This window comes from Microbacterium terrae (assembly GCF_017831975.1).
Taxonomy (GTDB): Bacteria; Actinomycetota; Actinomycetes; order Actinomycetales; family Microbacteriaceae; genus Microbacterium; species Microbacterium terrae.
Map to the genome: position 1 here is coordinate 3,089,915 of NZ_JAFDSS010000001.1, position 21,467 is coordinate 3,111,381.

The window sequence follows — 21,467 nt, forward strand, 5'->3', positions numbered from 1 at the left end:
CGATCCGAGCCCCTGGAGTCCCCGTGCTGGATGCCGTCTATCTCGCGACCACGATCGCGCTCTTCGCGCTCGTGGCGCTGATCGCCACCGCTGTGGAGAGGATGGGCCCGCACGCCCGGCCGTCCTCCCGCCCCGAGCAGGCCACCGGGGAGGAGCGTCGGTGATCGTCTTCTCGCTCATCGCCGCCGTGCTCGGCGTCGCCGCCGTCGTCTACCTGGTGGTCGCCCTGGTGAAGCCGGAGAAGTTCTGATGGACGCCACCACCGTGTGGACGGGCATCCTCCAGATCGCCACCGTCCTTCTCATCCTCGCGCTCCTCTACCGACCGCTGGGCGACTGGATCGCCCGCGTCTACACGTCGGCGAAGGACTGGCGCATCGAGCGCGGCATGTACCGCCTCGTGGGCGTCGACCCCCGGTCGGAGCAGACCTGGCAGGGCTACGCCCGCGGCGTGCTCGCCCTCTCGCTCGTGGGCGTGCTGTTCGTCTACGCGCTGCAGCGGTTCCAGGCGGTGCTGCCCTACTCGCTCGGCCTCCCGGCCGTGCCCGAGGGCCTCGCCTTCAACACCGCCGTCTCGTTCGTCACCAACACCAACTGGCAGTCGTACTCGCCCGAGCTCACCCTCGGGTACACGGTGCAGCTCGCCGGGCTCGCGGTGCAGAACTTCGTGTCGGCCGCCGTCGGCATCGCCGTCGCGATCGCGCTCGTGCGCGGCTTCGCTCGGCGTGGCTCATCGACCATCGGCAACTTCTGGGTCGACCTGACTCGAGGCATCGTGCGGCTGCTCCTGCCGCTGTCGATCATCGCCGCGGTCGCGCTGCTCACCGCCGGAGTGGTGCAGAACTTCGCCGGCTTCACGACCGTCGACACCCTCTCGGGCGGCACCCAGGTGATCCCGGGCGGCCCGGTCGCCTCGCAGGAGGCGATCAAGGAGCTCGGCACGAACGGCGGCGGATTCTTCAACGCCAACTCCGCGCATCCGTTCGAGAACCCCACGCCGTGGACGAACATCCTCGAGATCCTACTGCTCCTCGCGATCCCGGTCGCCATGCCGCGGGCCTTCGGCCGGATGGTCGGAGACGACCGCCAGGGCTACGCGATCCTCGGAGTGATGGGCACGCTCTTCCTCCTGTCGATCACGGCCCTCACGTGGCTCGAATCACGGGGGCTCGGCACCGCTCCGCAGCTCGCGGGTTCGGCGATGGAGGGCAAGGAGGTGCGGTACGGCATCTGGGGCTCGACGCTCTTCGCCGGGTCGACGACGCTGACGAGCACGGGCGCGGTCAATTCGATGCACGACTCGTACACCGCGCTCGGCGGCATGGTGCCGATGATCAACATGATGCTCGGCGAGGTCGCCCCCGGCGGCGTCGGATCGGGACTGTACGGGATGCTCGTGCTCGCGGTCATCGCCGTGTTCGTCGGCGGCTTGCTCATCGGACGCACGCCCGAGTACCTGGGCAAGAAGATCGGCCCGCGCGAGATCAAGCTCGCGAGCCTGTACATCCTCGTCACGCCGATCCTCATCCTCACGGGCGTCGCGCTCAGCTTCGCGATCCCGGGCGTCCGCTCCGACATCGAGGCGACCTCGATCTGGAACCCGGGTGTGCACGGCCTCGGCGAACTGCTCTACGCCTTCACGTCGGCGGCGAACAACAACGGGTCGGCCTTCGCAGGTCTCACGGCGAACACGCCCTGGCTCAACACGGCGCTCGGCGTCGCGATGCTGCTGGGCCGCTTCATCCCGATCGTCCTCGTGCTCGCCCTCGCCGGCTCCCTCGCCGCTCAGGAACGCGTCCCGGCCACCGTCGGAACCCTTCCCACCCACCGACCGCAGTTCGTCGGACTCCTGGCGGTCGTCGCCGTCGTGATCACCGCACTCACCTACTTCCCCGTACTCACGCTGGGTCCCCTGGCGGAAGGGCTCGTCTGAACATGTCCACCTCGACCACCCGCACCGAATCGACGGTCCCTGAGCTCGTCGACGGGCCGGCCCCGGCACCCCACCCCTCCGAGACGCCCGCACGCTCGCGCGCGTTCAGCGCGGCGCAGCTGGCCCAGGCGCTCCCGGGCGCGCTGCGCAAGCTGAACCCCGCCGCACTGTGGCGCAACCCCGTCATGTTCCTGGTCTGGGTCGGTGCGGCCCTGACGACCGCGATCGCGATCGCCGAGCCGTTCCTCGGCGGTTCCGAGAGCTCGGGCGGCGCGCCCCTGCCGTTCGGCTTCACGTGGGGCATCGCGGTCTGGCTCTGGCTCACCGTCCTGTTCGCCAATCTCGCGGAATCCGTCGCCGAGGGGCGGGGCAAGGCGCAGGCGGCGACCCTGCGGCAGACCCGCACGTCGACGACCGCCCACCGGCTGGTGCGCTACGACGCCGAGACGGATGCCGCCGGTGAGCGCACCGACGCGGTCGCGGTCGCCTCCACGGATCTCACCCTCGGAGACGTCGTCGTGGTCGGCGCGGGCGACCTCATCCCCGGCGACGGCGACATCGTCTGGGGCATCGCCACCGTCGACGAGTCGGCGATCACGGGCGAATCGGCGCCCGTCGTCCGCGAGTCCGGCGGCGACCGATCGGCCGTCACCGGAGGCACGCGCGTGCTCTCCGACCGGATCGTCGTGAAGATCACCTCGAAGCCCGGCGAGACCTTCGTCGACCGCATGATCGCGCTGGTCGAGGGGGCTGCCCGCCAGAAGACGCCGAACGAGATCGCCCTCGGCATCCTCCTCGCGAGCCTGTCGATCGTCTTCACGGTGGTCGTGCTGACCCTCAACCCCATCGCGTCGTACGCGGCGTCCCCCGTCTCGATCCCCGTGCTCGTCGCCCTGCTCGTCTGCCTCATCCCGACGACGATCGGCGCGCTGCTCAGCGCGATCGGCATCGCGGGCATGGACCGGCTCGTGCAGCGCAACGTGCTCGCCATGTCGGGAAGGGCGGTCGAGGCCGCGGGTGATGTCACGACCCTGCTCCTCGACAAGACCGGCACGATCACCTACGGAAACCGGCGGGCCACCGCGACCGTCGCCCTGCACGGCGTCGGCGATGCCGAACTCACCCGCCTCGCCGCCCTGTCGTCGCTCGCCGACCCCACCCCCGAAGGTGCGTCGATCGTCGAGCTCGCCGTGGCACGCGGCATCCGCGTCACCCTCCCCGCAGACGCCGCGGTCGTGCCCTTCACCGCGCAGACCCGCATGAGCGGCCTCGACCTCGCAGACGGCACGCAGCTGCGCAAGGGCGCGGCGAGTGCGGTGCTCGCCTGGCTCGCGTCCGCGGGCGAGGTCCCCACCGAGGTGCGCAGCGAGGTCACCCGAGAGACCGAGCTCATCGCGCAGTCGGGCGGCACGCCGCTCGTCGTCGCGGTGCTCGCGCCGCGAAGCGACGCAGACGGCGCGGCGACCGGCCGCGTCCTCGGGGTCGTGCACCTCAAGGACGTCGTGAAGGACGGCCTCCGTGAGCGCTTCGACGAGCTGCGCGCGATGGGCATCCGCACGGTGATGATCACGGGCGACAATCCGCTCACAGCAGCGGCCATCGCGAAGGAGGCCGGCGTCGACGACTACCTCGCCGAAGCGACGCCCGAAGACAAGCTGGCCCTGATCAAGCGCGAGCAGGAGGGCGGGAACCTCGTCGCGATGACCGGCGACGGCACCAACGACGCTCCCGCACTGGCGCAGGCCGACGTCGGGGTCGCGATGAACACGGGCACGTCGGCGGCGAAGGAGGCCGGCAACATGGTCGACCTCGACTCCGACCCGACGAAGCTCATCGACATCGTCCGCATCGGCAAGCAGCTGCTCATCACGCGCGGGGCGCTCACGACGTTCTCGCTCGCCAACGACATCGCGAAGTACTTCGCGATCATCCCGGCGATGTTCATGGGCGTCTTCCCGGGCCTCGCCGCGCTGAACGTCATGCAGCTGTCTTCGGCGGCGTCGGCGGTCACGAGCGCCATCATCTTCAACGCGATCGTGATCGTGTTCCTCATCCCGCTGGCTCTGCGCGGGGTGAAGTACCGGGCGGCGAGCGCATCCCGCACCCTGAGCCGCAACCTGCTCGTCTACGGGCTCGGCGGCGTGATCGCACCCTTCATCGGAATCAAGCTGATCGACCTGGTCGTCAGCCTCATCCCGGGCTTCTGAGCCCACGTCTGGAGACCGGACATGTCCACCATCCGCACCACCCTCCGTCAGAGCGGCGTCGCCGTCCGCGCGATGCTCGTGTTCACCCTCGTGCTCGGCATCGGCTACACGCTGCTGATCACCGGCATCGGCCAGATCGCCCTTCCCTGGCAGGCGGGCGGCTCCGTCGTCCGCAGCGCCGACGGCGCCGTCGTCGGCAGCGCGCTGCTCGGCCAGCCGTTCACCGATTCCGGCGGCGCCCCGCTGCGCGAGTACTTCCAGTCCCGTCCGTCGGCCGCGGGCGACGGGTACGACGGCGGCGCCTCGAGCGGGTCGAACCTCGGCCCCGAGAACGCCGACCTCGTCGCCGCGATCCAGGACCGGCAGGCCGCGATCGCCGCGTTCGAGGGCGTCGACGTGTCGGAGATCCCCGCCGACGCCGTCACCGCGTCGGCGTCGGGGCTCGACCCGCACATCAGCCCGGCGTACGCACAGCTGCAGGCGGCCCGCGTGGCCGAGGCCCGCGGACTGCCGATCGATGAGGTGCAGTCGCTGGTGGAGGAGCACACCGAAGCCCGCGACCTCGGCTACCTCGGCGAGCCCCGGGTGAACGTGCTGAGCCTCAACCTGGCTCTCGACGCCCTCGCGGGCTGACTCACTAGGGTGATCGCATGAGGCGCGGAACGCTGCGGGTGCTGCTGGGCGCCGCCCCCGGCGTCGGCAAGACCTTCGAGATGCTCGAGGAGGGCCGGCGCCTGCAGGCCGACGGGGTCGACGTCGTGGTCGCGGTGGTCGAGACCCACGGCCGAGCCGCGACCGCCGCGCTCATCCCGGGCCTGCACGAGATCCCCCGTCGCACGGTCGCGCACCGAGGCGTCGAGCTCGACGAGATGGACGTCGAGGCGGTCCTCGAGCGCGCCCCCGCACTGGCGCTCGTCGACGAGCTCGCCCACACGAACGCCCCCGGGTCGCTCCACGCGAAGCGCTGGCAGGACGTGGAGCAGCTGCGCGACGCCGGCATCGACGTCATCACGACGGTCAACGTGCAGCACATCGAGTCGCTCAACGACGTGGTCGAGCAGATCACGGGCATCACGCAGCGGGAGACGGTGCCCGATGCCGTCGTCCGCGGCGCCGACCAGATCGAGGTCGTCGACCTCGCCCCGCAGGCCCTCCGCGACAGGCTGTCGGCGGGTCAGGTCTACCCGGCTGAGCGCATCGACGCCGCGCTGTCGAACTACTTCCGGCTCGGGAACCTCACCGCCCTGCGCGAGCTGGCGCTGCTGTGGCTCGCCGACGAGGTCGACAGCGCCCTCAACCGCTACCGCGCCGAGCAGGGCATCGAGGGCACCTGGCACGCCCGCGAGCGGGTGGTGGTGGCGCTCACGGGCGGACGCGAGAGCGAGACCCTGATCCGCCGCGGCGCGCGGATCGCCGCGCGGTCGGCGGGCGGCGAGCTGCTCGCGGTGCATGTCACCGGCCAGGACGGGCTGCGCGACGCCGCACCCGGAGCACTGTCGGCGCAGCAGGCCCTCGTCGAGTCGCTCGGCGGCACCTATCACCAGGTCGTCGGCGACGACATCCCCCGGGCGCTCGTCGAGTTCGCCCGCTCGGTGAACGCCACCCAGCTGGTCATCGGCGTCAGCCGCCGCGGACGCCTCACCGCAGCCTTGACCGGGCCCGGCATCGGCGCGACCGTCATCCGCGAGTCGGGCGACATCGACGTGCACATCGTCACGCATGCGGCGGCCGGGCGCTTCGCCCTGCCGCGCATCTCGGGCGGTGCCCTCAGCTGGACGCGCCGCCTGCTCGGGTTCGCCGTCGCGCTCATCGGCGGGCCGCTCCTGACCTGGCTGCTGGTCACCATCCAGAACGAGGAGACGATCACGAGCGACGTGCTCGCGTATCAGCTCCTCGTCGTGATCGTCGCCCTCATCGGCGGCATCTGGCCGGCCGTGTTCGCGGCGGTGATGTCGGGGCTGACGCTGAACTTCTTCTTCGTCGAGCCGTTCCACACGGTCACGATCGCCAACCCGCGCAACGCGTGGGCCCTCGTGCTCTACGTCGTCATCGCGGTGCTCGTGAGCTTCATCGTCGACCGGGCCGCGCGGGCCGCGCGAGCCGCGCGGCGATCGGCCGCCGAGTCCGAGCTGCTCGCCGCGGTTGCCGGCAGCGTGCTGCGCGGCCAGGGCGCCGTGCCCGCGCTGCTCTCCCGCACCCGCGAGGCGTTCGGCATGTCGGGCGTGCGCCTGGTCGCGGCCTCCGGCGACGTCGTCGCGACCGACGGCGAGCCGCTCCGCGACGACCGCCATACGCTCGTGCCCGTCGGCGACCGCGCGACGCTCGAGCTGCACGGACCCGAGCTGAGCGCCTCCGAGCGCCGCCTGCTCGACGTGGTAGTCGCCCAGCTCGACTCGGCGCTCGAGCAGACCGCACTGCAGGAGACGGCCCGCGCGGCCGACCTGCTCGCCGAGACCGACCAGGTGCGCAGCGCCCTGCTGTCGGCCGTCAGCCACGACCTGCGGCGACCGCTCGCCGCAGCGGTCGCCGCGGTCGGCGGGCTGCGGGCCGCCGGACCCGCTCTGTCGGCCTCCGACCGCCGAGAGCTGCTCGACACGGCCGACGAGTCGCTCGGAACCCTGGCGAGGCTCGTCACCGACCTGCTCGACGTCAGTCGCATCGAGGCCGGCGTCCTCGCCGTCTCGCTGTCGCCCGTCGATGCCGCCGACGTCGTCCTCGCCTCGGTCGACGAGCTCGGCCTCGGCCCGGCGCAGCTCGACGCCGCCCTCGACGAGCACCTGCCTCCGCTGCGTGCGGATCCCGTGCTGCTGCAGCGCGTGATCGTCAATCTGCTCTCCAACGCCGCGCGGCACACCCCGAGCGGATCGCGGGTGCGCGTGGCGACGAGCAGCCTCGGGGATGCGGCGCAGATCCGGGTCATCGACCACGGCCCCGGGCTGCCACCCGGACCGCACGACGACATCTTCGCCCCGTTCCAGAGGCTCGGCGACACCGACAACACGACCGGGCTCGGCCTCGGCCTCGCCCTCTCGCGCGGGTTCACCACCGGCATGGGCGGCACCCTCACACCCGAAGACACCCCCGGCGGCGGCCTCACCATGGTGATCGAGCTTCCGCTCGCCGCAACACCCAGCCAGGAGCGCACGGCATGAAGATCCTGATCGCCGACGACGATCCGCAGCTCGTGAAGGCGCTGCGCATCACCCTCGCAGCCCACGGCTACGAGGTGGTCGCAGCACCCGACGGCGCCGCGGCGATCGCCCTGGCCGCCCAGACGCGCCCCGACATCGTCATGGTCGACCTGGGGATGCCGCGGCTGGACGGGGTGCAGACGATCGAGGCCCTCCGCGGCTGGACGACGGCGCCGATCCTGGTCATCTCCGGCCGCACCGGCTCGGCCGACAAGGTCGAGGCGCTCGACGCGGGTGCCGACGACTACGTCACCAAGCCGTTCCAGATCGACGAGCTGCTCGCGCGTCTGCGTGCGCTCGCGCGCCGGGCCACGGCATCCGTCGACGAACCCGTCGTGCGCTTCGGCGACGTCGAGGTCGATCTCGCCACCAAGACCGTCACCCGCAGCGGCGAGCGCGTGCACCTCACACCGACCGAGTGGCGGATGCTCGAGTTCCTCGCCCGGAACCCCGGGTCGCTGGTGACCCGCCAGAGCATCCTCAAAGACATCTGGGGCACCGACCAAGTGAACGACACCGGGTATCTGCGCCTGTACATGTCGCAGCTGCGCAAGAAGCTCGAGCGCGACCCGGGCAGCCCCGTGCACCTGCTCACCGAGTCGGGGATGGGCTACCGGCTCGTGCTCGACGAGTGAGGGGATGCCGCTGGCCGCGGCATCCCCTCATCACGTCGCCTCGAGATCAGCTCTTGATGAGGTCGCGCTCGAGCCGCGCGTAGCTGGTCTCCATGCCGTCGGTCATGCCGGTCGCGAGCACCATGTCGCGGGTCTGCATGTCGGGGTAGGTGATGATGATCGTCAGCAGCGTCGCGCCGTCCTCCTCATAGAGCGACAGGTCGTTCGTCGTCGACGGGTAGTCGGTGCCGATCATGTGCTCGGTGGTGACCGCACGGCGCGGCGCCTCGAAGACGAGGTTCTCGCCGTCGAAGCCGAACCCCTGCCCCGCGGTGTCGCCCCTCGGCTCCCACCAGTACTTGTAGCGGCCGCCCACCTGGGGGTCGACCTCGCACTCGGTCATCGCCCAGCCGTCGGGGCCGAGCAGCCACTTCTGCAGCAGCTCGGGCTCGTTGTGGGCGCGCCACACGAGATCCTGCGGGCCGTCGATGAGACGCGTGATGCGCACGTGCGTGTCGTCGAGGATCTCGGTGCGCGTCCCTGCGCCCAGCGCGTACTCGCGCAGATCCTGCAGCACCGCGTCGAGCTGGTCCATCGCCTGACGCGAGCCCTCGATCGCGCCCATGGCGATGATCTCCTGGAGCGACTCGGCCGTGGCCAGGTAGCTGACGTTGCTCAGGCGCGACCCGGTCGCCGTCGCCTCGAACGTGAACACCATGCGGCTCTCGGGCATGCCGTCCATGGGCTTTCCGTCGTCGCCGACGAACACGTCGAGCACCTCGAACGAGTTCGGCGCATCGATGCGGAGGAACTCCCAGCTGCCGCGCGAGACCTCGCCGGTCGGGCTCGTCATGTGGTAGCTCGCCTTGCCGCCGGGCGTGAACTCGAACTCGGTGAACGTCGCCGGCCAGCCGGGAGGACCCCAGAAGCGCTCGAGCTGCGCCGGCTCGGTGAACGCCCGCCAGAGGCGCTCGACCGGGGCGGCGAAGTCGGCGGTGAGCGTCATGGTGAGCTCGTCGGTGTCGGTGGTGATGTCGGTGACAGGCATGTCACTCTCCTTCGTCGGGGTCGTGCGTGGTGTCGGTGATGGGTTCCGCCGGAGGTGCGGCGGAGGGTTCCGGCTCGGCCAGGAGTGCGTCGAGACGGTCGATGCGCGAGCGCCAGAGCAGCTCGTACCGGGCGAGGAGCTCGCGGGCGTGGGCGATCATGACCGGATCCGCCCGCACCCGGCGCTCGCGCCCCTCGGCGCGCTTGATGATGAGCTCGGCGGCCTCGAGCACCGCCACGTGCTTCTGAACCGCGGCGAACGACATGTCGTACGCCGTCGCGAGTTCAGACACCGACGGTTCGCCGGTGAGCGTCCGGCGCAGGATGTCGCGCCGGGTCGCATCGCCGAGCGCCCGGAAGAGGCGATCGAGTGCATCATCATCGAGTCCAAGTTCTACAACCATTTGGTTGTACGTTAGACCCGCGGATGCTCCGCGTCAACCCCTGGCGCGAAAAGACGCGGCCGGCGGATCCCCGAGGATCGCCGGCCGCGTCGTGAGATCGAAAGGTCAGCCGAGGCCGTGGCGCTCGTCGGCGCCCGCGGCATCCCCGCTGATCGGCTTGCTCGACAGGCCCACCGAACCGGCCCCTGCCGGCCCCGACAGTGCGGCCGACACCGCGACGGACTCGTCGACGTCGGGGTACTGCGGCATGAGCTGCACCGAGGTCTGGCGCTTCTTCTCGCGCTTGGCCTTGCCGGCCGCCGCCCACAGGTTCAGCGCCTCGACGAGGATCGCGAACGCCATCGGGCCGTAGATGAACGCCTTGTCGATCTTGATCTCGAAGCCCTCGGCGACGAGGAACACACCGATCAGCAGCAGGAACGACAGGGCCAGCATCTTCACCGTCGGGTGGTTGTTGACGAACGCGAAGATGAACCGCGAGGCGAACAGCATGATGCCGAACGAGAGCACCACGACGGTGATGATGACGACGAGGCTCTCGGTCATGCCGACCGCGGTGATGACCGAGTCGAGCGAGAACACCAGGTCGAGAAGCAGGATCTGCACGAGCACCGAGCCGAAGGTGACGGTCTTGCGCCCGGCGCCGCCGTGCTCCTCCTCGTGACCCTCGAGCTTGTGATGGATCTCGGTGACCGCCTTGTAGACGAGGAAGAGGCCACCGGCGATGAGGATGAGGTCCTTCCACGAGAAGCCCATCTCGCCGATGAAGAACACGTCCTCCTTGAGCGTGATGATCCAGCCGGCGAAGAGCACGAGGATCACGCGCATCACCATCGCGAGGGTGAGGCCGAGGTTGCGGGCCTTCGCCTGCTGCTCCTTCGGCAGCTTCGACGCGAGGATCGAGATGAAGATCACGTTGTCGACGCCGAGCACCACCTCGAGCACGAACAGCGTGAAGAAGACGGCGATCAGATCGGGCGTGAAGGCGAGGGAGAAGTCCACGGAGCCATCGTATGAGCCTCCTGCCGGATGCCTGGGAACTCCCCCTGCATACCGCCCGGGCCATATGGCCCCGCGTAGTGTGGGCGCCAGCGATCGGCGACCTGCCTTTGGCTCCGCGTCGGTCCTCGGTTGCATCGCGAGTGGTCGGCATCCGACCAAGGGGGCGCATCATCGCACCTGTCGCATCTGCCGCAACTGTCGCACCTGAGGCCGTCCTCGGTCCGGTACGCCAGACCTATGCCGGCACCGATACCTTCCCGCCCATCGCGCGGGCCTACACCGATGTCGCGCAGGTCGTGCGCGAGACCGGACTCCTCCGGCGCACGCGCCTCTTCTACGGCGCGGTCGGCCTGGCGATCCTGCTGGGGATCGGCGGCGTGATCACCGGCTTCATCCTGCTGGGCGACAGCTGGTTCCAGCTGCTCATGGCCGCAGCCCTCGGCATCGTCCTCACGCAGGCGTCTTTCCTCGCCCATGAGGCCGCCCACAAGCAGATCCTCGAGGGCGGGCGCTCGAACGACCGGCTCGGGCGCATCATCGCCGCCGGCGTGGTGGGCATCAGCTACTCCTGGTGGAACGCGAAGCACAACCGCCATCACGCGAACCCGAATCGTGTCGGCAAAGACCCCGACATCGAGATCGACACCATCTCGTTCATCGAGACGGATGCCGCCTCCGCCGGACGCTTCCGCGCGCTCATCACCCGCAAGCAGGGGTGGCTCTTCTTCCCGCTGCTCACGCTCGAGGGGCTGAACCTGCACTACCTGGGTCTCAAGCACCTGTTCTCCCGCGGCGAGCTGAAGGACCGCTACCTCGAGCTCGGCCTCATCGCCCTGCACTTCGCGCTGTACCTCACGCCGGTCTTCCTGCTGCTGCCTCTCGGCATGGCGTTCGCCTTCGTCGGCGTGCAGCTCGCCGTGTTCGGCGTCTACATGGGCGCGTCGTTCGCGCCGAACCACAAGGGCATGCCGATCATCGCGCCCGACGCCAAGCTCGACTTCTTCTCCAAGCAGGTGCGCACCTCACGCAACATCCGCGGCGGCTGGTGGGCCACCTGGCTCATGGGCGGGCTCAACTACCAGGTCGAGCACCACCTGTTCCCGAGCATGCCCCGCCCGCACCTCGCCAAGGCCCGTCAGATCGTCATCGACCAGTGCCGCCACCTGGGCGTGCCGTACACGGAGACGAGCCTGTGGGAGTCGTACGGCATCGTCATCGCCTACCTCAACCGCGTCGGGCTCGCCGCGCGCGACCCGTTCGACTGCCACCTGGTGGCGCGCTTCCGCCCTTCCTGACCTCCGGGAGCCCAGCGGGTCCGCACCCATCCGGGACACACCCCGCGCGCGACCACCCGATCGGCCGATGAGGTCGAGCCCATCGGCCGATGCGCGCCAGCCCGGCCGGCGCGAGCATCGGATGCATGACCGACGCATCGCATCCGCACCGCCGCCGCGCGCCCGAGTGGGCGGCGCCTGCGGGGCTCATCGCCCTCACGCTCGTGCCGATGGCTGCCGGGGCCTCACGCCTCACGCAGCTCGGCACGGGCGCCGCGATCACGGCCGAGAACGCCCGGTTCTTCGACTCTCCGGTGCCGGTGATCGCGCACATCGTCGGCTCGACGCTGTTCCTGCTGCTCGGGGCGCTCCAGTTCGCACCGTCGCTCCGCCGTCGCGCGTGGCACCGCCGAGCCGGACGCCTCGTCGCTCCGGCGGGGCTCGTGTCGGCGGCATCCGGAATCTGGATGGCGGTGCTCTACGACCTGCCCGACAACAGCGGCGTCGTGCTCCTGGGGATGCGCGTCGTGCTGGGCCTCCTCATGGCGGGGGCGATCGTGTTCGCGTTCGCGGCCATCCGCCGCGGCGACGTGACCACCCACAGCGCCTGGATGACCCGCGCCTACGCGATCGGACTCGGCGCCGGCACCCAGGTGCTGACGCTCCTGCCGTTCACCCTCGTCGCGGGCCCTCCCGACGAGTTCGCGAACACGGTGCTCATGGGTCTCGGCTGGGCGATCAACCTGTTCGTCGCCGAGGTCGTGATCCGTCGCCGTGCGCGTCGGATGCCGGGCGCCGTGCACGCGGCGACCCGCCCCGCCCCGGCGGCCGCGCCGCACCTATCATGAGGGGCATGACGAGCCCGGTGCGTGCTCTGTGGGATGCGCCCGCCGCCGTGCCCCCGCCGCCCCGACGCGTCTGGCGCGACTGGGTGCTGGTGGGCGTGCTCGCACCGCTGGCATTCGTCGAAGCCGCCCTGCGCCCCGAAGTGCCGCACCGATGGCTGTGGGCGGTGGTGCTCGCCGCCCTCGTGCCCGCCCTGCTGTGGCGGCGCGCGCATCCGCTCGCCGCACTCGCGGGCGCCTACGCGGTCGGCGCGGTCGTGGGCCTCGTCACCGGCGGCGACCCCGAGCTCTACGTGACCGCCGCGTTCCTGATCCTGCTGTACGCCGTGATGCGATGGGGCAGCGGGCGGGCGATCATCATCGGGGCGGCGCTCGTGCTCATCGGATGGGCGACATCGTTCGTCACCGGCTCGCCGACGCCGGGCGACGCGATCGGCGGCCTCGCCGTGGTCGCCCTGACCTCGAGCCTCGGCTTCGCCTTCCGCTGGCGGGCGGCGTCGCGGGCGCGCGAGCTCGACGAGGTGCGGCTGCGCGAGCGCGTGCAGCTGGCGCGCGACCTGCACGACACCGTCGCCCATCATGTGTCGGCGATCGCGATCCAGGCGCAGGCCGGCACGGCGGTCGCCGGCACCGATCCGGATGCCGCGGCCCGGGTGCTCGTCGCGATCGAGCAGGAGGCGGGTCGCACGCTCGACGAGATGCGCTCGATGGTGGGACTCCTCCGCGGCGACGGTGCGGTCGAGCTCGCCCCGACGCCCGACCTCACCGCACTCGACACGCTGACGGATGCGTCGACGCCGACGGTGCACGTGCAGGTGATGGGCGATCCGCGCGCCGTCGCCCCGGCAGCGGCGGCCGCCGTGTTCCGCATCGCGCAGGAGGCGGTGACCAACGCGCGGCGCCACGCGATCGGCGCAACGCGCGTAGACGTGACCGTCGAGATCGGCGGGGTCGACGCCGATGCCGGCACGGTGCGGCTGACCGTGCGCGACGACGGCGAGCCGGCGGCATCCGTCGCTCCGGGATTCGGCATCACCGGCATGACCGAGCGAGCGACGCTCCTCGGCGGCACGTGCACCGCGGCGCCCGGCGAGCGCGGCGGCTGGGTCGTGACAGCCCGGATCCCGCGGGGCGCCCGATGACGATCCGCGTGCTCATCGCCGACGACCAGGAGCTCGTGCGGACGGGGCTCCGCATGATCCTCGACGCGCAGCCCGACATCGAGGTGGTGGGCGAGGCGGCCGACGGCGCCGAGGCGATCGACCGCGCCCGCGAGCTGCGACCCGATGTGTGCCTCTTCGACATCCGGATGCCGGGCACCGACGGCCTCGCGGCGACGGAGGCGCTCGCGGGCCCGGGCGTCGCCGACCCGATCCCGGTCGTGGTGATCACCACGTTCGACCTCGACGAGTACGTCTACCGGGCGCTGCGCGCCGGCGCGCGGGGGTTCCTCCTCAAGAACGCCGGACCGGCGATGCTGCGCGAGGCGGTGCACGCGGCAGCCCGCGGCGACGCCCTCATCGATCCGGCGGTGACCGTGCGGCTCATCGCCGCGTTCGCCGGCACCGAGGCTGGCACGGGCACGAGCTCGGGGCCGGGTGCGCCTGTCGGCGGCAGCACCGCAGCCGCGGCATCCGCTCCCCTCACCGAGCGCGAGGAGCAGGTGCTCGCCGCTGTCGCGCGGGGTCTCGGCAACGCCGAGATCGGCCGTGAGCTGCACATCTCACTCAGCACGGTGAAGACCCACATCGCGGCGGTGATGACCAAGATCGCGGCCCGCAATCGCGTCGAGCTGGCGATCTGGGCGGCCGAACGAGATCGGGCGAGCGAGCGGCGAACCCTTAACTAGACTTGACGGGTCCGGCATCCCCCGATTCATGGAGTTGAGCCGCGTGACCACCCCCTCCTCGCAGAGCATCGCCGACACCGTCGCGAACGCTGAAGCCACCCCCGAGAAGGAGCAGCCGTACGCGGCGCTCGGCCTCAAGCCCGACGAGTACGCGAAGATCCGCGAGATCCTCGGCCGCCGTCCCACCTCGGGCGAGCTGGCGATGTACTCGGTGATGTGGTCGGAGCACTGCTCTTACAAGTCGTCGAAGATCTACCTGCGCAAGTTCGGCGAGAAGGTCTCCGACGAGATGAAGACCCGCCTCATGGTGGGCATGGGTCAGAACGCCGGCGTGGTCGACATCGGCGAGGGCTGGGCGGTCACCTTCAAGGTCGAATCGCACAACCACCCCAGCTACATCGAGCCGTTCCAGGGCGCCGCGACCGGCGTCGGCGGCATCGTGCGCGACATCATCTCGATGGGCGCACGCCCGGTCGCCGTCATGGACCAGCTGCGCTTCGGCGCCATCGACAACCCCGACACCGCGCGCGTCGTGCACGGTGTCGTGTCGGGCATCAGCTTCTACGGCAACTGCCTGGGTCTGCCCAACATCGGCGGCGAGACCGTGTTCGACGCGGTCTACCAGGGCAACCCGCTCGTCAACGCCCTCGCGGTCGGCGTGCTCCGCCACGAAGACCTCAAGCTCGCCAACGCCACCGGCGCCGGCAACAAGGTCGTGCTGTTCGGCGCCCGCACCGGCGGCGACGGCATCGGCGGAGCATCCATCCTCGCCTCCGACACGTTCGCCGACGGCGGCCCCACCAAGCGCCCCGCGGTGCAGGTCGGCGACCCGTTCGCCGAGAAGGTGCTCATCGAGTGCTGCCTCGAGCTGTACCGCGACGAGCTGGTCGAGGCGATCCAGGACCTCGGGGCGGCCGGTATCTCGTGCGCGACCAGCGAACTCGCCGCCAACGGCGGCTCGGGCATGCGCGTCGACCTCGAGAACGTGCTGCTGCGCGACCCCACGCTCACGCCCGAGGAGATCCTCATGAGCGAGAGCCAGGAGCGCATGATGGCGATCGTCGCTCCCGAGAAGCTCGAGGCCTTCCTCGCCGTCGTCGGCAAGTGGGACGTCGAGACGAGCGTCCTCGGCGAGGTGACCGGCGACGGCCGCCTCCAGATCTTCTGGCACGGCGAGGAGATCGTGAACGTCGACCCCTCCACCGTCGCGGTCGACGGCCCGGTCTACGAGCGCCCCGTGGCGTACCCGACCTGGATCGACGCGCTGCGCGACGACTCGGCATCCGCGCTCCCCCGCTCGAGCGACGCCGATACCCTGCGCCGTCAGTTCACGCAGCTGGTCGCGAGCCCCAACCTCGCCGACACGTCGTGGGTGACCAACCAGTACGACTACTACGTGATGGGCAACACGGCGCTGAGCTTCCCCGACGACGCCGGCATGATCCGCGTCGACGAGCAGTCCGGCCTCGGCTTCGCGATCGCGACCGACTGCAACGGCCGCTTCTGCCAGCTCGACCCGTACCAGGGCGCCAAGCTCGCCCTCGCCGAGGCATACCGCAACGTGGCGGTCACGGGGGCCATCCCCACCGCCGTCACCGACTGCCTCAACTTCGGCTCGCCCGAGAACCCCGAGGTCATGTGGCAGTTCTCGCAGGCCGTCGACGGTCTGTCGGACGGATGCCTCGAACTCGGCGTCCCGGTCACCGGCGGCAACGTGTCGTTCTACAACCAGACCGGCGACCAGCCGATCTTCCCGACGCCCGTCGTGGGCGTGCTCGGCATCATCGACGACGTCGCCCGCCGCATCCCGTCGGGCTGGCAGGACGCCGGCGAGAACATCTACCTGCTGGGCGTGACCTCGACCGAGCTGAGCGGCTCGCAGTGGGCAGGCACCATCCACGGGCACCTCGGCGGCCGCCCGCCGGCTGTCGACCTCGCGGGCGAGCGCAAGCTCGCCGAGCTGCTGCACGCGGCCGGCCAGCAGTCGCTCGTGTCGTCGGCGCACGACCTGTCGTCGGGTGGCCTCGCGCAGACCCTCGCCGAGGGCGTCATGCGCTTCGGCGTCGGCGCGCGCGTCTGGCTGAACGAGATCATGGAGCGCGACGGGGTGGATGCCGCGACCGCGCTGTTCTCGGAGTCGACCGGCCGGGTGATCGTGACCGTGCCGCGTGAAGACGACGTGAAGTTCCGCGGGCTGTGCGAGGGCCGGGGCTACCCGGTGCTGCGCATCGGCGTGACCGACGCGGCAGCCGACGGCGATGCCCCCGCACTCGAGGTGCAGGGCCTGTTCACACTGCCGCTCACCGAGCTGCGCGACCTGTCGCACGGCACGCTCCCCGCCGCCTTCGGCCCGATCGTCGCCGAGCCCGTCGCCTGACCCGTTTCGACTCGCTGCGCTCGCTCAACGACCGTTCATCTCCCCGGTCGTTGAGCGAGGAGCGGAGCGACGAGACGAAACGCCCCACCCTAGACTGGACACCATGGCGACCGACGACGACGAGTACAGCGACTTCAACGAGACCCGCCAGCAGCGCGTCAAGATCGTCGCCTGGGTGACGATCGTCGCCCTCATCCTCGTCGGCGGCGGCGCCACGGTCTTCGCCCTCCTCTTCGGCTGATCCCCAGCCCATGCGGCCTCGACCGCGATTACCATGGGCTTCGTGGAGCCGATCCTCGTCTTCTTCGGGAGCGTGTGGTGGATCGCTCCGGCCGTCGTCGGCGCCGGAGCGGTGAGCTACGGCGCCCTCACCACCGGCAGGCGCCGGGCGCGACGCCTCGAGCTCGACGCCGCCCGCCACGAAGAGACGCGGGCGTACAAGGCCCTCGTCGCGGCGAAGGCGCAGGTGCGCTCCGCCCACGCCGACCTCCTCGCCGCCAAGGCCCAGTCCCGCGCGAGCGGCCGCCAGGCGCTCATCGACGCGGTGCTCCCGTCCGATCCGGGGACCGTCGACGCGCATCGGCGACTCCAGGCGGCCAAGCAGGATGAGCGGTCGGCATCGCTCGCCCTGCGTGCGAGCCGCACCCGCATCAAGGCGTCGTACGCCGAGTACCGGGCATCCTCGTCTCGCGATCCGCTGCCGCTCGCGCGCCTCATGGCCGAGCACGACGCGATAGCGACGCGCTTCGTGGCGTACGAGACCGATCCGGAGCTGGCGATCGCCTACCCGCAGATGACGGATGCGCGGCATCCGGCGACCCTCGCCTTCCTTCAGGCGCTGCGCGACGCGGGCTCGCATCGGCCGTCGAGTGCGCAGGCGAAGGTGTCGCCACCGCAGTTCCTCGACTACCGGCAGGCGGTGCGTCACCTCGCGGTCGCGTTCGACGAGGCCGAGCGAGCGGCCGGTGCAGCCCCGCGCCAGCCGGTGGTGCTCGGCGGATGGACGATCCCCGAGTGGCTGGGCGTCGTGCGCCCGAACACCGGGCGCCCGACGGGCTGAGACGCCCGCTCCCGCGGCGCGCGTGCTCCGGCGGGTGGCTAGCATGGCAGGGTGGAGCCGTTCTTCGACTTCCTCCAGGGTTACTGGTGGCTGGCGTTCCCGGCGTTCGGGCTGCTCGCAGCGGCCGGCAACGCCTGGGAGCGCGGCGCGCGGCGCCGCCACAAGCAGCGCCTCGAGATGATGCACGCGAAGGCCGAGTTGAAGGCGGCTCAGGCGGCGGCGCGCGGCAAGCCCGTGGCTGCGGCATCCCTCCCGCCGATCACGGGGGCGACGGCGACTGCCGGTGCCGAGAAGGCGACGGATGCCGCGGCGCCCGGAGCGGGCGCCGGCGACCCGGGGCTGCAGAAGCTCATGAAGACGCACGACGACATCGCCGCCCGGTGGCTGGAGTACGAGCTCGACGTGGCCAAGGTGATCGCCTTCCCCGCGATGAGCGACGGGCGTCAGCCGCTCACTGCGGCGTTCCTGCGCGCCAAGCGCATGGCCGACGGCCTGCGACCGGCGTCACCGAAGGCGAAGCTCACCGCGGCTCAGCTCGCCGAGTACCGCGCGGCGGTGACCGACTTCGACGTCGCCTTCGACCTGGCCGAGCGCGATGCCCGGCGCATCCGCGATTCGGAGTTCTCGCCTGTCGAACGCAAGCGACTCGACACCGCGAAGCAGCTGCTCACCGTCGCGATCGACCAGGCGGCGACCCCCGCCGAGCGCCAGGTCGCCTACCGGCGCGTGCGCGAGGAGCTCAACGGGCTCATCTCGCTGTCTGACGAGGCGATCGAGGTGCTCGAGAACAAGGTCATGCTCGAACTGCCGGCACGCACCGGCACGCAGGCGACCGCTGCGGATGCCGGTTCTGCCGCAGGCTCCCCGGTGCCGCAGGCTCCAGCCGCGGCGCCGAAGACCGCTCCCGCGACTCCCTCACCTCCCGCGGCACCGCCGAAGTCCACGACCGGTCAGCCCGAGAAGTGGCCGATCCCCGCGCGCACGAGTGAGAAGCCGGCGCCCCGGCCCGGCGTCACCCCGCCGCCGGCGACCTGACCCCAGCGCTCACCCCCGAGAACGCACTCACTCGTCGGCGCAGATGTCAACCCGGCGGACAGATGCCGGCCTATGGGGTTGACTGCACCCATGTGGACCGTTCTCGTCATCCTGCTCGTCGCCTGGGCGATCGTCGCCGTCGTCGGGTTCGCCTTCGAGGGGCTGATCTGGCTGGCGGTCATCGGAGTCATCCTGTTCCTCGGCACCGTCGTCTTCGGGCTCATCCGTCAGCGGCGCCGCAACAACCGCGGCTGACGCAGCCGGCCAACGTGATCGGCGTCGGCCGGCTGACGGTGCGCGGCGGATCGTCGGTTCGACTCGCAGCGGCTCCCAATCCATTACTGCATACAGGTAATCATGTAGTAATGTAACTAAATGCCCGCACCCCTGCTCCTCGATCGTCTTCTGCAGATCGCCGACCTGTTCCAGCGCGACATGGCGCGCGAGTACGAGGGCACCGCGCTGTCGCCGGCGAGGATGGCCGTCCTGTGGACGGTGCACCACGCGGGGCCGTCGCCGCAGCACGCCATCGCCGAAGCCCTCGACGTGACACCGCGCAACATCACCGCGCTCGTGGACGCACTGGAGGGCGCGGGGTTCGTCGAGCGACTGCCGCATCCCACCGATCGGCGGACGCGCCTCGTCGGACTCACCGCGGACGGTGTGAGCGTCATGTCGCGCACCACGCGCGAGCACGAAGCGCTGAACGCGACGCTGCTCGATGCGGTGGACGAAGCCGACCGGCAGCGCGTCGAAGCCGGCCTCGCCGCCATCGCCGAGCGCCTGTCCGCCATGGTGGCCGAGGCCTCCGCCTCCGCCTCCACCTCTGCCTCTGCCTCTGCCTCTGCCTCCGCCACGGAGCGCACGACATGACTGGCGCCGAGGTCACCGACTCCGCGCTCGCGAAGACCGGGTCGTTCCTCGCCCGCGCGGTGCGCATGGAGCTGCGGATCTACGACTCCATCGGCCGCGCGATCACCCGGCGGCCCGCGATCGATCGGGGCGGCTCCGGGTTCACCTATCACCGCCCCGTCCTCACGATCCTGATCATCTTCATCGCCCTGTCGGCGCTGGAGATCCCGATCCTCGACCTCATCGTGCACCGCTGGCCGGTCGTGCGCATCATCGTGCTCATCGTCGGAATCTGGGGCCTGACCTGGATGATCGGGCTGCTGTGCGCGTACTTCATGCGACCGCACGTCGTCGCACCCGGCGGCATCCGCATCCGCGAGGGTCTCGAGACCGAGATCTTCCTCTCATGGGACGACATCGCCTCCGTCGGCCGCGTCCGCCAGGTCGACCCGCCGAAGTCGCCGCGGTTCAGCGACACCGAAGACGGCCGGCTGCTGTCGCTGCGGATGCAGGATGAGACGAACATCGAGATCCGGCTCGAGCGCCCGACGAGTGTGCGCCTCGCGGGTCGCCCGCCGAAGGGCGGCATCCACGACGTCGAGGCCGTCCGCCTGTGGACCGACGACCCGACGGGGTACCTCGCCGCCGTGGACCGCCACATGCCGTGACCGCCCGCCGTTCGCCCCGTCAGGATGCCCGCTCGGTAGGTTGGGGCGATGACCTGGGAAGACGAGACTGAACTCACCCGGCTCGAATTCGATGTGCGGGGCCGACTGGTGGATGCCGGCATCCCCATCGCCGCAGTGACGGATGTGCGCCACCGCGCCCCGGACGTGGCGTTCTCGCACCTGGCAGTGACCCCACCCGACCTCACCGCTCTGCTGCGGCAGATGGCACCCCGCGTCGTGTTCGTCACGTCGACCCCGTTCGACGCCGACGACGTCGAATCGAGCGACCCCGAGCTGCTGGCCGCCGCCCAGCGGCACTCCGGCGATACGTTCCGGCTCTCGGTGATGTGGGCCGTCGACGGAACCCTGTTCGCGTGGGTCGCCGTCGCCGACTGGCACGACAGGCTCCTCGCCGAGGCGGAGCTGTCGGAGTATCAGGCGGAGGGCACCGATCAGGTCGAGCGCGAGCTGCGCACGGAGCCGAACGGAACGGCCGTGCAGAAGCTGATGGAGATCGTCATGGCATCGGGCGAGTTCCGCGGAGCGACCACCAACCGGCGCACGGCCCAGGTGAAGATCATCATGGACGCCCATCCCGAGCTGGTCGCCGATCTCTGGTTCCCGAACGACTTCACCCGGCGCTCCCGCGCGGCTGCGGCCGTCGAGGTCGCGCGGCACGAAGAAGAACTCGACACCGACGACACGGTGCTCGAGCAGATCACGATGGAGCTCGCCGGCGGGAGGCCGGTCAACCAGCAGCGGCTGCGGGTGGCCGAGATGCTTCGAGCATCGGCCGACGGCTGGGCTCTGTCCGAGAGCTTCGTCGAGAAGATCCGACTGCGGGCGTCCGAGCGCAACTCGCGGCGCTGAGTACCCGGCCAGCGGCCGCGTCGGGCGACGGCGGCGACCTACGATCGGAACCGCAGTCCGCGAGCGGCGAGTTCGTCGGTGAGGATCCTCACGGACTTCGGGCCGACGCCATGGATCGCGAGCAGCTCCGCTGTGGTGACGGCGGTGAGCTGGTCGAAGCGCGTCAGGCCGTGCACACCGAGCTCACGGCGTGCGACCTTGCCGATCGACGCGGGGAACTCGGATTCGTCTGCCACCCGG

23 protein-coding genes are annotated in these 21,467 nt (G+C 70.8%); 19 read left to right on the top strand and 4 right to left on the bottom strand.

The window, feature by feature from the left end:
• Positions 1 to 23: 23 nt before the first annotated feature.
• From JOD63_RS14095 to JOD63_RS14125, 7 genes are read left to right on the top strand one after another with little or no spacing between them, the layout of a single operon-like run.
• Positions 24 to 164 carry a hypothetical protein gene (locus JOD63_RS14095; RefSeq protein WP_157004043.1) on the top strand — a complete coding sequence of 47 codons (141 nt, stop codon included), beginning with the start codon at positions 24 to 26 and terminating at the stop codon, positions 162 to 164.
• Positions 161 to 250, top strand: a complete 90-nt coding sequence (kdpF, locus tag JOD63_RS18285; protein ID WP_045276700.1) for a K(+)-transporting ATPase subunit F — start codon at positions 161 to 163, stop codon at positions 248 to 250. The genes JOD63_RS14095 and kdpF overlap by 4 nt, the downstream gene beginning before the upstream one ends.
• Positions 250 to 1,932, top strand: coding sequence for a potassium-transporting ATPase subunit KdpA (gene kdpA, locus JOD63_RS14105; protein ID WP_045276699.1), 1,683 nt, complete (start codon positions 250 to 252; stop codon positions 1,930 to 1,932). Before kdpF ends, kdpA begins: the two co-directional genes overlap by 1 nt.
• Positions 1,933 to 1,934: 2 nt before the next feature.
• Positions 1,935 to 4,139, top strand: a complete 2,205-nt coding sequence (gene kdpB / locus JOD63_RS14110; protein ID WP_045276698.1) for a potassium-transporting ATPase subunit KdpB — start codon at positions 1,935 to 1,937, stop codon at positions 4,137 to 4,139.
• A 21-nt stretch (positions 4,140 to 4,160) separates the two neighbouring features.
• Complete coding sequence (gene kdpC / locus JOD63_RS14115; protein ID WP_045276697.1) at positions 4,161 to 4,772, top strand: K(+)-transporting ATPase subunit C; 612 nt, start codon at positions 4,161 to 4,163, stop codon at positions 4,770 to 4,772.
• Between the two features lie 17 nt (positions 4,773 to 4,789).
• Positions 4,790 to 7,291, top strand: a complete 2,502-nt coding sequence (locus JOD63_RS14120; RefSeq protein WP_045276696.1) for an ATP-binding protein — start codon at positions 4,790 to 4,792, stop codon at positions 7,289 to 7,291.
• Complete coding sequence (locus tag JOD63_RS14125; protein ID WP_045276695.1) at positions 7,288 to 7,965, top strand: response regulator; 678 nt, start codon at positions 7,288 to 7,290, stop codon at positions 7,963 to 7,965. The genes JOD63_RS14120 and JOD63_RS14125 overlap by 4 nt, the downstream gene beginning before the upstream one ends.
• Positions 7,966 to 8,011: 46 nt before the next feature.
• Here JOD63_RS14125 and JOD63_RS14130 read toward each other — a convergent pair whose 3' ends face one another.
• From JOD63_RS14130 to JOD63_RS14140, 3 genes are all read right to left on the bottom strand, one after another.
• On the bottom strand, positions 8,012 to 8,992 hold the full coding sequence (locus tag JOD63_RS14130; RefSeq protein WP_045276694.1) for an SRPBCC family protein: 981 nt from the start codon (positions 8,990 to 8,992) through the stop codon (positions 8,012 to 8,014).
• 1 nt (position 8,993) lies between these two features.
• On the bottom strand, positions 8,994 to 9,395 hold the full coding sequence (locus tag JOD63_RS14135) for an ArsR/SmtB family transcription factor (protein ID WP_045276693.1): 402 nt from the start codon (positions 9,393 to 9,395) through the stop codon (positions 8,994 to 8,996).
• A gap of 105 nt (positions 9,396 to 9,500) precedes the next feature.
• On the bottom strand, positions 9,501 to 10,397 hold the full coding sequence (locus tag JOD63_RS14140; protein ID WP_045276692.1) for a TerC family protein: 897 nt from the start codon (positions 10,395 to 10,397) through the stop codon (positions 9,501 to 9,503).
• 149 nt (positions 10,398 to 10,546) lie between these two features.
• Between JOD63_RS14140 and JOD63_RS14145 the strand changes: the two genes are divergently transcribed.
• The 12 genes from JOD63_RS14145 (at position 10,547) to JOD63_RS14200 (ending at position 21,227) form a co-directional block, all read left to right on the top strand.
• On the top strand, positions 10,547 to 11,692 hold the full coding sequence (locus JOD63_RS14145; protein ID WP_245618044.1) for a fatty acid desaturase family protein: 1,146 nt from the start codon (positions 10,547 to 10,549) through the stop codon (positions 11,690 to 11,692).
• A 125-nt stretch (positions 11,693 to 11,817) separates the two neighbouring features.
• On the top strand, positions 11,818 to 12,519 hold the full coding sequence (locus tag JOD63_RS14150) for a DUF2306 domain-containing protein (protein ID WP_045276690.1): 702 nt from the start codon (positions 11,818 to 11,820) through the stop codon (positions 12,517 to 12,519).
• Positions 12,520 to 12,524: 5 nt separating this feature from the next.
• A complete protein-coding gene (locus JOD63_RS14155; RefSeq protein WP_045276689.1) occupies positions 12,525 to 13,658 on the top strand; it encodes a sensor histidine kinase in 1,134 nt (377 codons plus the stop codon).
• The gene (locus tag JOD63_RS14160; RefSeq protein WP_045276688.1) at positions 13,655 to 14,365 is read left to right on the top strand and encodes a response regulator; all 711 of its coding nucleotides are present in this window, start codon (positions 13,655 to 13,657) and stop codon (positions 14,363 to 14,365) included. The genes JOD63_RS14155 and JOD63_RS14160 overlap by 4 nt, the downstream gene beginning before the upstream one ends.
• A gap of 28 nt (positions 14,366 to 14,393) precedes the next feature.
• The gene (purL, locus tag JOD63_RS14165; protein ID WP_245243946.1) at positions 14,394 to 16,742 is read left to right on the top strand and encodes a phosphoribosylformylglycinamidine synthase subunit PurL; all 2,349 of its coding nucleotides are present in this window, start codon (positions 14,394 to 14,396) and stop codon (positions 16,740 to 16,742) included.
• A 103-nt stretch (positions 16,743 to 16,845) separates the two neighbouring features.
• A complete protein-coding gene (locus JOD63_RS14170) occupies positions 16,846 to 16,983 on the top strand; it encodes a hypothetical protein (protein WP_169748418.1) in 138 nt (45 codons plus the stop codon).
• Between the two features lie 42 nt (positions 16,984 to 17,025).
• Positions 17,026 to 17,802, top strand: coding sequence for a hypothetical protein (locus tag JOD63_RS14175; RefSeq protein WP_157004041.1), 777 nt, complete (start codon positions 17,026 to 17,028; stop codon positions 17,800 to 17,802).
• 51 nt (positions 17,803 to 17,853) lie between these two features.
• On the top strand, positions 17,854 to 18,837 hold the full coding sequence (locus JOD63_RS14180) for a hypothetical protein (protein ID WP_045276687.1): 984 nt from the start codon (positions 17,854 to 17,856) through the stop codon (positions 18,835 to 18,837).
• Positions 18,838 to 18,927: 90 nt separating this feature from the next.
• Positions 18,928 to 19,092, top strand: coding sequence for a hypothetical protein (locus JOD63_RS14185; RefSeq protein WP_045276686.1), 165 nt, complete (start codon positions 18,928 to 18,930; stop codon positions 19,090 to 19,092).
• Positions 19,093 to 19,212: 120 nt separating this feature from the next.
• Complete coding sequence (locus tag JOD63_RS14190; protein ID WP_052682599.1) at positions 19,213 to 19,710, top strand: MarR family winged helix-turn-helix transcriptional regulator; 498 nt, start codon at positions 19,213 to 19,215, stop codon at positions 19,708 to 19,710.
• Positions 19,707 to 20,357 (top strand): hypothetical protein, encoded by a 651-nt coding sequence (locus tag JOD63_RS14195; protein ID WP_045276685.1) that lies wholly within the window; start codon positions 19,707 to 19,709, stop codon positions 20,355 to 20,357. Before JOD63_RS14190 ends, JOD63_RS14195 begins: the two co-directional genes overlap by 4 nt.
• 48 nt (positions 20,358 to 20,405) lie before the next feature.
• Entirely contained in the window at positions 20,406 to 21,227 is an 822-nt protein-coding gene (locus tag JOD63_RS14200) for a hypothetical protein (RefSeq protein ID WP_045276684.1), read from the top strand.
• Between the two features lie 38 nt (positions 21,228 to 21,265).
• Here the strand turns inward: JOD63_RS14200 and JOD63_RS14205 are convergent, their stop codons facing one another.
• Positions 21,266 to 21,463, bottom strand: coding sequence for a helix-hairpin-helix domain-containing protein (locus JOD63_RS14205; RefSeq protein ID WP_045276683.1), 198 nt, complete (start codon positions 21,461 to 21,463; stop codon positions 21,266 to 21,268).
• Between the last annotated feature and the right edge of the window lie 4 nt (positions 21,464 to 21,467).

Bases quoted from the DNA above. Each gene is read 5' to 3' on its own strand.
- kdpA (WP_045276699.1), top strand. From the start codon at position 250: ATGGACGCCACCACCGTGTGGACGGGCATCCTCCAGATCGCCACCGTC.
- kdpB (WP_045276698.1), top strand. From the start codon at position 1,935: ATGTCCACCTCGACCACCCGCACCGAATCGACGGTCCCTGAGCTCGTC.
- kdpC (WP_045276697.1), top strand. From the start codon at position 4,161: ATGTCCACCATCCGCACCACCCTCCGTCAGAGCGGCGTCGCCGTCCGC.
- JOD63_RS14120 (WP_045276696.1), top strand. From the start codon at position 4,790: ATGAGGCGCGGAACGCTGCGGGTGCTGCTGGGCGCCGCCCCCGGCGTC.
- JOD63_RS14125 (WP_045276695.1), top strand. From the start codon at position 7,288: ATGAAGATCCTGATCGCCGACGACGATCCGCAGCTCGTGAAGGCGCTG.
- JOD63_RS14130 (WP_045276694.1), bottom strand. From the start codon at position 8,992: ATGCCTGTCACCGACATCACCACCGACACCGACGAGCTCACCATGACG.
- JOD63_RS14135 (WP_045276693.1), bottom strand. From the start codon at position 9,395: ATGGTTGTAGAACTTGGACTCGATGATGATGCACTCGATCGCCTCTTC.
- JOD63_RS14150 (WP_045276690.1), top strand. From the start codon at position 11,818: ATGACCGACGCATCGCATCCGCACCGCCGCCGCGCGCCCGAGTGGGCG.
- JOD63_RS14155 (WP_045276689.1), top strand. From the start codon at position 12,525: ATGACGAGCCCGGTGCGTGCTCTGTGGGATGCGCCCGCCGCCGTGCCC.
- JOD63_RS14160 (WP_045276688.1), top strand. From the start codon at position 13,655: ATGACGATCCGCGTGCTCATCGCCGACGACCAGGAGCTCGTGCGGACG.
- purL (WP_245243946.1), top strand. From the start codon at position 14,394: ATGGAGTTGAGCCGCGTGACCACCCCCTCCTCGCAGAGCATCGCCGAC.
- JOD63_RS14170 (WP_169748418.1), top strand. From the start codon at position 16,846: ATGGCGACCGACGACGACGAGTACAGCGACTTCAACGAGACCCGCCAG.
- JOD63_RS14185 (WP_045276686.1), top strand. From the start codon at position 18,928: ATGTGGACCGTTCTCGTCATCCTGCTCGTCGCCTGGGCGATCGTCGCC.
- JOD63_RS14190 (WP_052682599.1), top strand. From the start codon at position 19,213: ATGCCCGCACCCCTGCTCCTCGATCGTCTTCTGCAGATCGCCGACCTG.
- JOD63_RS14195 (WP_045276685.1), top strand. From the start codon at position 19,707: ATGACTGGCGCCGAGGTCACCGACTCCGCGCTCGCGAAGACCGGGTCG.
- JOD63_RS14200 (WP_045276684.1), top strand. From the start codon at position 20,406: ATGACCTGGGAAGACGAGACTGAACTCACCCGGCTCGAATTCGATGTG.